Origin of the sequence: Prevotella sp. S7 MS 2 (genome assembly GCF_000762865.1) — a bacterium.
Taxonomy (GTDB): domain Bacteria; phylum Bacteroidota; class Bacteroidia; order Bacteroidales; family Bacteroidaceae; genus Prevotella.
Genome location: NZ_JRPT01000081.1, coordinates 1 through 7,407 on the forward strand (window position 1 = coordinate 1; position 7,407 = coordinate 7,407).

Below are 7,407 nucleotides of genomic sequence, written 5' to 3' on the forward strand. Positions count from 1 at the left end.
GTAACTTGCAGTGATTATTTTTACAACTCCCTTTTTGGAGCATTACCCACATAAAAGACTGTTGAATATCTAACAAGAGATAATCGATCTGGAGAAGTTCCTACATGAAATAAAAATCTATATAAATTTTTATTTTTCTTATGATACATATTATTTTTAATTTTCCAATATTCATTTCTTTTCTCTAAGCTATTCAAATATAAAATATTCTTTACCATAAAAATACTATCTTTTTGAAAAATATCAGATAAATATAACTTCCACTCCCTTCCCCTTTTTTTCTCTAAAGAAATCAACATATAAATTTTTTCACTGCTCTTATTATAAAGGGAAAGTGAAATAGTGTCTGAAATAGAATAAACTTTGTTGATAGGTTTAATCTTTATACTATCTAAATCTACTTGTGAATAAGAACTATTGAAATTAAACAATAATAATAACAATAACAATAAATTATTTGTTTTTCTCATTTTTCTTTGTTCCTCCATTTGTTGAATGATTTGGACCAAGGTATTTCACTATTACATCAATTCTATCATGTCCTGCTTTTCGATAATCATTAAGCTTATTAAACAACTCTGTTTCTACTTCTGTACAACCATGCGAATATCCTTTTTGAGAATCATGAAAATAATATGAGTTATTATCTCTTTCTTCATTTGTAGCACCTGTTACTTTGTCTGGAGTTAACGAGGCTCTATTCTTTCCCCATTCTTCATATGTCCAGCCATATCCACGTTTATTGGGATTTTCTACAAAATCAGGAATTTTCTCTATGCCACCACTAGGATTCTTTTTTAATGCACCAGTCTTAGTATCAGTTTCTGCTACTCGATTAGGATCTGGTTTGAGGTTTATGTGATATGTACCTTCAGCTGTAGGCCCCCCATTCCTAACATTTTGATATTTGGCTTTTTGAAGATTCCAATAAGTTCCTTTCGTATCTAACCCCTTATATCCAGATGTGGCTTTAAAAGTGTACATTAAATGTTTTTTATTTCCAACTTTTCCTCCATACCAATAAACTCTGTTACCTACTGATAGTATCCAGTCTCTTCCATCCAAATCCACAAATTTCACAGGATTATTTACACAATATACATATCCTCCAATATTGGGATATTTTTCTTCCATCGGATCCACACTTATCCAAAGACTCAACCTCGGCTCATAGTACCTTGCACCATAATAGTACATTCCCGTCTCCTCGTCAAACTCCTTGGCATTGAAGAGGTAAGGTGTGTTCCAAGTGTTGTTGCGCTCTTCGATAAATATTTCGCCGAATGGCACATATTCGATATGCTGAGCCACCTCACCGTCAAGATTGGTGATGAAGCTTGAACTGCCTAAGTGGTCAGGATGATAGAAAAACTGGAGGTTCTCGTAGTTATCGGGGTCTTTGAAGGACTTGGCAACCGCGCGGCTCTGGGCCTTCCTCATTGCCTTGGCCTGTGCAGCCTCCAATGTGCCGTCGTTGCAGCAGAATCCCTCACCGTCGGCATAGTTGTTATTGTCCGATCCGTTGTAGGGAACATCAAAGAACTGGTAGTGGTCTTTGATAACCAATTGCTGTGCGGCGTACTTGGACTTGTAGTCAACTGACAGTCCGTCAGTCTCGCTTCCGGCATACTCTATGCGGCGCGGGTCTGAACCGTAGGAGGCGAAATCGCCTACTTTCGACACGATTCGCTGCGAACCTGCGTAGATATGTTTGGTATAGCGGCCACCCTGATTTGCGACAAGGTAAGGACTGACGTAGAGCGAGAACTTGGCTGTGTTGGTCGAGCCGCCGGAGAATACTCCGTTGACATATACCTGGTCGCTTTCGCCGGAGGTCTTTACGGTACGCTCACCGTCGGCGTCATACCAATAGTTGGACACGAAGCCGTTGTCGTCCACTGAAAGCAGGCGGTTCTCCTCGTCCCAGATGAGCTTGCGCTCACCGACGCTGTTGTCCCTATGTCCGTCGTTCATCATACGGCTCGTGTTTATTGCCTCATCATCGTTCATACAATGGGATAAGCAATTAAAACATACGTATTTAATGGCGAATCAGATCGAATGAATTGCAGTGCATCTATTGAAGAATGTTTTTTGTTATAATAAGCTATATTTAAGGCGACTAAGATAAAGCGTTTTGGATGCGTCTTGAAATATAATATATTATAATTTTTTCTATTTGAATCAATGACATACTCACAGACTTCATCATTATAAAACTTAATGACTTTGTCATATAGAAAGTTTGGAAGATCATAAAATATATTATCTCCTAACAAGTAATGGAAGGTAGAGTCTAAATAGGCATATATATCCTTTTGAGGTATAGAGTCTACGTTTGGAGTGTCAACAACATATCGAATATTGTTATATTCAATAATGACTGGATTATTAATATGAATCGTATCTAAAACAAAAGCACATGCTTCTTTGGGTGGGATGTTTTGATTGATGTTGTATTGAGTAGATACACATGAGTTTAATATGATGGCACTGAAAAGTGCCATCATATTAATAAGTGCATTGGAGAAGCCTTGCATAATATTATTTTTTTTCATTAACTTTTCCTTTTTTTAGCTGCTGGACAGTAAATTTGGAATTATTTATAAGAGTACCTTTACCAGTTGGGATATCTGCTCCTTTATGTGGGTCATACTCACTGTTAACCTTCCCTTTTAGGGGATAGCTAATCATATCCTTAACACTGCCTCTGTCTAAATTTCTGCTTCGTGAAGGATTAGACGATTCTGCTGTCATAAGACCTTTTGAAGAGTGTTTAAGGCCCATAGCATGACCTATTTCATGAGCACCTGTTTCAGTCCCTTGTCTGGATTCCTTTACTTCTATATAATTTCCTCCCATAGTACTTCCATTGACAAGTTCTTTTAGTTTATCATCGGAAACTACTTGGAATGCATTCAGGCAAGTTCTATCCGAACTTGTCAATGCACTTTGAAGCGCAGCTTTCGCAGGATAGCCCTCTTGTGGCTCAACTAATTCCACAGTAACATCAAATTTAATATCAAGGCTATGCTCCTCTTTAACAGATCCGTTCTTTACAGTAAAATCATATGTCCACTTACCACTTTGGTTATTGAGAATCCCAGCCGAAACTTGCGCTTCTTTATATGAATCCTTTGTGGCAAAAATTACCGCTCTTAGGGTGATAGAGTTATCATCAACTACTTCATCATATTCCTTCCCATTTGGATCAGAGTAACGAATTGGATTATTTGTTGTGTAACAATAACTCGAAATCCAAGAATATATCAACTCCATCGGATCTGTTGACATCCAAAGGCTTAGACGTGGATCATAGTAGCGAGCACCGTAGTAGTACAGACCTGTTTCCTCATCAAACTCTTTTGCATTGAAGAGATAGGGCGTGTTCCATACACTGTTGCGCTCCTCGATGAAGACCTCGCCGAAAGGAACATACTCTATATGCTGCACCACCTCACCGTCAAGGTTGGTAATGTAACTACTGCTACCCAAGTGGTCTGGGTGGTAGTAGAACTGCATCTTCTCGTATGCATCGCCTTCTTGGAAGTTGTTCTTCGCTGCTCGTGCCATAACACGTGCCTGCGCCGCCTCCAAACTGCCGTCATTGCAGCAGAAGCCTTTGCCATCGACATAGTCGTTGTTGTCCTCGCCATTGTACGGCACTGCAAAGGTTGCATAATTATCCTTGATAACCTGCAACTGTTGAGTATATTTAACCTTATAATCAACAGACAGGCCATCAGTCTCACTACCTGCATACAGGATGCGGCGTGGATCAGAGCCGTAAGAGTCGAAGTCGCCAATCTTGGAAACGACACGCTGACTACCGATGTAGATGTGCTTGGTGTACTTGCCGCCCTGTCCTGCAACGAGGTAAGGGCTGACGTACAATGAGAACTTTGCCGTATTGGTGCGTCCGCCTGAGAAGTCGGAGTTCACGTAAATCTCTTCGTTCTCACCGCTTGACTTCACCGTGCGCTCACCATCTGCATCATACCAATAGTTAGCTACAAAACCGTTCTCATCAGTAGCAAGAAGACGATTCTCTTCATCCCAGCGGTACTTCTGTTCGCTGGCCTTTTCGTCTTCCTTGCCGTCCTTCTTCACACGGCTCGTGTTGATATAGACGAGGTTGCCGTTGGCATCGTACTCGTACTTGTGACCGTTGTTGATGGTCGTACTGTCGGTAGGTGTTGCTTCCGTGCGGTAGTTCAGATCACGCACGTTATCCAATTGGAACTTCTTGCCCTCACTGCTACCGTAGATATAGGTCAGGTCATAGCCTGCATTGAGCGTGCCCTCGAACTGCACACCTGTCTGTGAGAGATGTTGCTTCTTGCTCGTGATACGGTGCATATTGTCGTAGCCCATAGATAACGTATAAGAAGCGGCTTTATTGTCCGTTCCCTTATAAGTACCTGTTGCGCTTGCCAAACGATACAATGGGTCATACGTATAGCTGTAGCTCATCTGTCCGCCAGCCTTGCCGCTCTGTGGGAGTGGAGCATTGTTCTTTACGCCAAGCATGTTACTCGCTATGTCGGTTACTTTGACGAGACGGTCGATACTGTCATTATGAGTACCAAGATACGGTACTGTTACTACCGCAATGTGGTACTGGTAATATAACAATACGGTATCGACAGTACCAGGGTGCGGTAGTCTATCTCGGAAATAGTTAGGAGAAATCGTAAACATCCTCGTAGTGATCAAATGTGAGATTGTCCGTATATCCATAGTTGCGGAAAAGACTGATAATCCACTCCTGCTGTTCGGGAGTGAGCAGGCGGCTGCCATTGTAGTAGCGATAATAGGTGCCATGTCCGCCCAAGAACTGCTTGATGTCGTTGCGCAGCCTCGTGCTGTCTTTTTGTTTCACTTCAGCAAAGATGGTATCAAATCCCCATGCTCCGCGCATGATCCGCAACGGTTTGAACTCGGCGCATTTTCCAGTGTTCAATGCTGTGGGATAGACGGCAGAACCCGTGTGAATGACACTGGGTATGAATGTTCCTGCAAAATGTCTTAGGCAGGTGGGCGCCTGCGGACAGCCTTCGATGAAGCAGACTGCAAAAAGGGGCGGTACCATGTTGTATGTAAAACTCTTGTATTCCATTGTCATTTGTCTTTCATTTCCTGACAGTTGCTTTGCAAGCGTTTATTTATATTTGCCGATACCGGCAAGGATATTGATGTGATTTCCGACTTATCCATAGACCTCCATATTGATGGTTATCAACTATTTAACGTCATCCTTTCCGATTTATTGCTCTCATCTTTTTTGTTCATGCTATTCTTCGTACTTTTGATAATTTCCGTTGAACTGCAATGCGGACATAGGAACTCGACTCCCAATCTGGCGCATAAAGTGCCGAAGCGTTCTCGTAAGGTCATTTCTTCTTTGTATTGGGTTACAAATATAGCAAAAGGCAGAGAATCTTATCCCTACCTTTATACCTAATTATTTAGAACCAAATTGATTATCGAGTAGTTATTCTGACAACTCCCAATTTGGAGCATTACTGGGTTATAATACTAGGGTCCCTTTTTCCCACTCATCTATAGTCATTTTAGCTGTTAGCGAGTGAATATTATTACTACTTGCAATACTTTGCAATATTTGCATAGCATTGCGTTCAAAAATAGCCAAAAGATATGTTGCAGCCCACATGCGAGCACCAACAGATTCGCTATATAGAAGTTTAGACAATTGCTTTAGGCTATTTGTCTCTTTAAAATAACGAGCACTTTTAGCTATTACCTGATAGCTTTTGTTTGCTTGTGCATAATTACCTGTTTCTGTTGCTTCAGCATGCTTTATCGCAGCTTCTTCAAATCTCCTGCAAGCCGCTTCTATTTTTTTTAATGTTTCTTATCGCTGTCGTGCATTGTCGTTTGTGTGCCACGTTTGTTGTTCTTTTTATTTTGACAACGCCCGATTTGCGACATTACCTAATCTGAAATATAATCATTCATTTTTCATATACTTGAGTCTTAGTGACATCCGCAATACCTTCAAATATTACACTCCTGTCATTTAGTTCCATGATTTTATTTACATATTTCTTCCCATAAATATCTACAAGATATAATGAGTCTTTTCTTATGGAAAATGTAAATTGATATATTGTATCTGCGCGTGAATGGAAAACAGCACTATCATTGTCAAAAAATTCAATATAAGGATAATTAACCTGTTTTTCGCCTCTCATTAACACCCATTCCCCATACAACCTCTCTTTAGATATTGTTATATTATGGTTTTTCTTCGGAGTACAAGATACAAAGAGAATGCAACAAGTTAATATATTAAAGAATTTATTGCCAAAAAGCACTTGTGCTACTTCCAAGTTGTGATCTTCCATTTTTGTCATAATTTAATTTTTCTAAATGGAGCATATCTATGTCACTCTGTAGAACTTTACGTTTGTCTGGGTTTAAAGTTCCCGTAGAGTCAACCAGCAAGTGCAAAAATAGTCAATCCTTTTATAAAACTCTTGTTTGGTGTTGAAAACTTGAGTTTTTCACTTCCAATCTGGAGCGCAAAGTGCCGATGCGTTCTCGTATATTCATTTTTCTTTGTTTTGGGTTACAAAAATAGCAAAAGGCAGGGAATTTATCCCAGCCTTTATGCTTAATATTGAAAAAAGCCTTTTGAAAATCAGGTGATTGTTTTGACAACTCCCGTTTTGAATCATTATACTACTCGCAGGACTCATCTATACCCACAAACCTTCCCATCTTAAAATTAAAACTAATAAAACAGGTGTCCCTATTAGCATTTGGAATAAAGTCTCCTCCCATGCGTTCTATATATATCAGTTTGTCTGTAAAAAGTGTAGTTTCTCGACAGTTAGGCTTTCCAAAAACACATATGAATTTAGAGGAGCATTCTCTATATAAAGAATGCTCCTTGATTATTTTTTCAGCAAGTTCTTTACTCCTTAAATTCAAAGTCCCAATACTATCTTTTGTCCAATCTTCGTTTTCTTGATAGGATGTATGGCAAGTGCACGACAAAATCGCAGTTAGGCATAATACATATATAGCAACTTTCATAGTTATGGTTTCTCTAATCCAAAAAATTGTTTAACAACATTCTTCCAAGTCCTTTCTGATGAGTCATGATTAAATATTATATTGGTTGCTTTTCCAATTCTTCCAGAAGTTCTTCCCTGACGTAGAGTCAACCAGCAAGTGCAAAATTACAAAACATGTTTGAAGAACTCTCGTTTTGGTGTAGAAAAGTTTAATTTTTCTCTCGGTCTTTCTTCAATTTCATACAGTGAAGTTTTCTATGAATTTCTTGAAATCCGTATACCTTCTTGTCAAAAATTTATATCTTTGCAAACAAGAATAAAGAGTTCTTTGAGGCATTGCAAAAGAAAGAAGGAGAAAGAAACT

5 protein-coding genes and 1 pseudogene are annotated in these 7,407 nt (G+C 39.4%); all 6 read right to left on the reverse strand.

The annotated features are described in order from the left end of the window. Window positions 1-20: 20 nt before the first annotated feature. Complete coding sequence (locus HMPREF0671_RS11830) at window positions 21-470, reverse strand: hypothetical protein (RefSeq protein WP_156431055.1); 450 nt, start codon at window positions 468-470, stop codon at window positions 21-23. Next, window positions 454-1,992 (reverse strand): annotated as a pseudogene (locus HMPREF0671_RS12110) (RHS repeat domain-containing protein); the annotation flags it as partial. The gene HMPREF0671_RS11830 and the pseudogene HMPREF0671_RS12110, both read right to left, overlap by 17 nt. Before the next feature lie 14 nt (window positions 1,993-2,006). After that, complete coding sequence (locus tag HMPREF0671_RS10815; protein WP_036900505.1) at window positions 2,007-2,558, reverse strand: hypothetical protein; 552 nt, start codon at window positions 2,556-2,558, stop codon at window positions 2,007-2,009. Beyond that, on the reverse strand, window positions 2,545-4,701 hold the full coding sequence (locus HMPREF0671_RS11835; protein WP_231725617.1) for an RHS repeat domain-containing protein: 2,157 nt from the start codon (window positions 4,699-4,701) through the stop codon (window positions 2,545-2,547). The genes HMPREF0671_RS10815 and HMPREF0671_RS11835 overlap by 14 nt, the downstream gene beginning before the upstream one ends. Next, complete coding sequence (locus HMPREF0671_RS10825; RefSeq protein WP_036900519.1) at window positions 4,682-5,119, reverse strand: DUF6078 family protein; 438 nt, start codon at window positions 5,117-5,119, stop codon at window positions 4,682-4,684. The genes HMPREF0671_RS11835 and HMPREF0671_RS10825 overlap by 20 nt, the downstream gene beginning before the upstream one ends. Window positions 5,120-5,975: 856 nt before the next feature. Beyond that, window positions 5,976-6,377 carry a hypothetical protein gene (locus HMPREF0671_RS10835; protein WP_036900511.1) on the reverse strand — a complete coding sequence of 134 codons (402 nt, stop codon included), beginning with the start codon at window positions 6,375-6,377 and terminating at the stop codon, window positions 5,976-5,978. Between the last annotated feature and the right edge of the window lie 1,030 nt (window positions 6,378-7,407).

Bases quoted from the DNA above. Each gene is read 5' to 3' on its own strand.
- HMPREF0671_RS11830 (WP_156431055.1), bottom strand. From the start codon at position 470: ATGAGAAAAACAAATAATTTATTGTTATTGTTATTATTATTGTTTAAT.
- HMPREF0671_RS10815 (WP_036900505.1), bottom strand. From the start codon at position 2,558: ATGAAAAAAAATAATATTATGCAAGGCTTCTCCAATGCACTTATTAAT.
- HMPREF0671_RS11835 (WP_231725617.1), bottom strand. From the start codon at position 4,701: ATGTTTACGATTTCTCCTAACTATTTCCGAGATAGACTACCGCACCCT.
- HMPREF0671_RS10825 (WP_036900519.1), bottom strand. From the start codon at position 5,119: ATGGAATACAAGAGTTTTACATACAACATGGTACCGCCCCTTTTTGCA.
- HMPREF0671_RS10835 (WP_036900511.1), bottom strand. From the start codon at position 6,377: ATGACAAAAATGGAAGATCACAACTTGGAAGTAGCACAAGTGCTTTTT.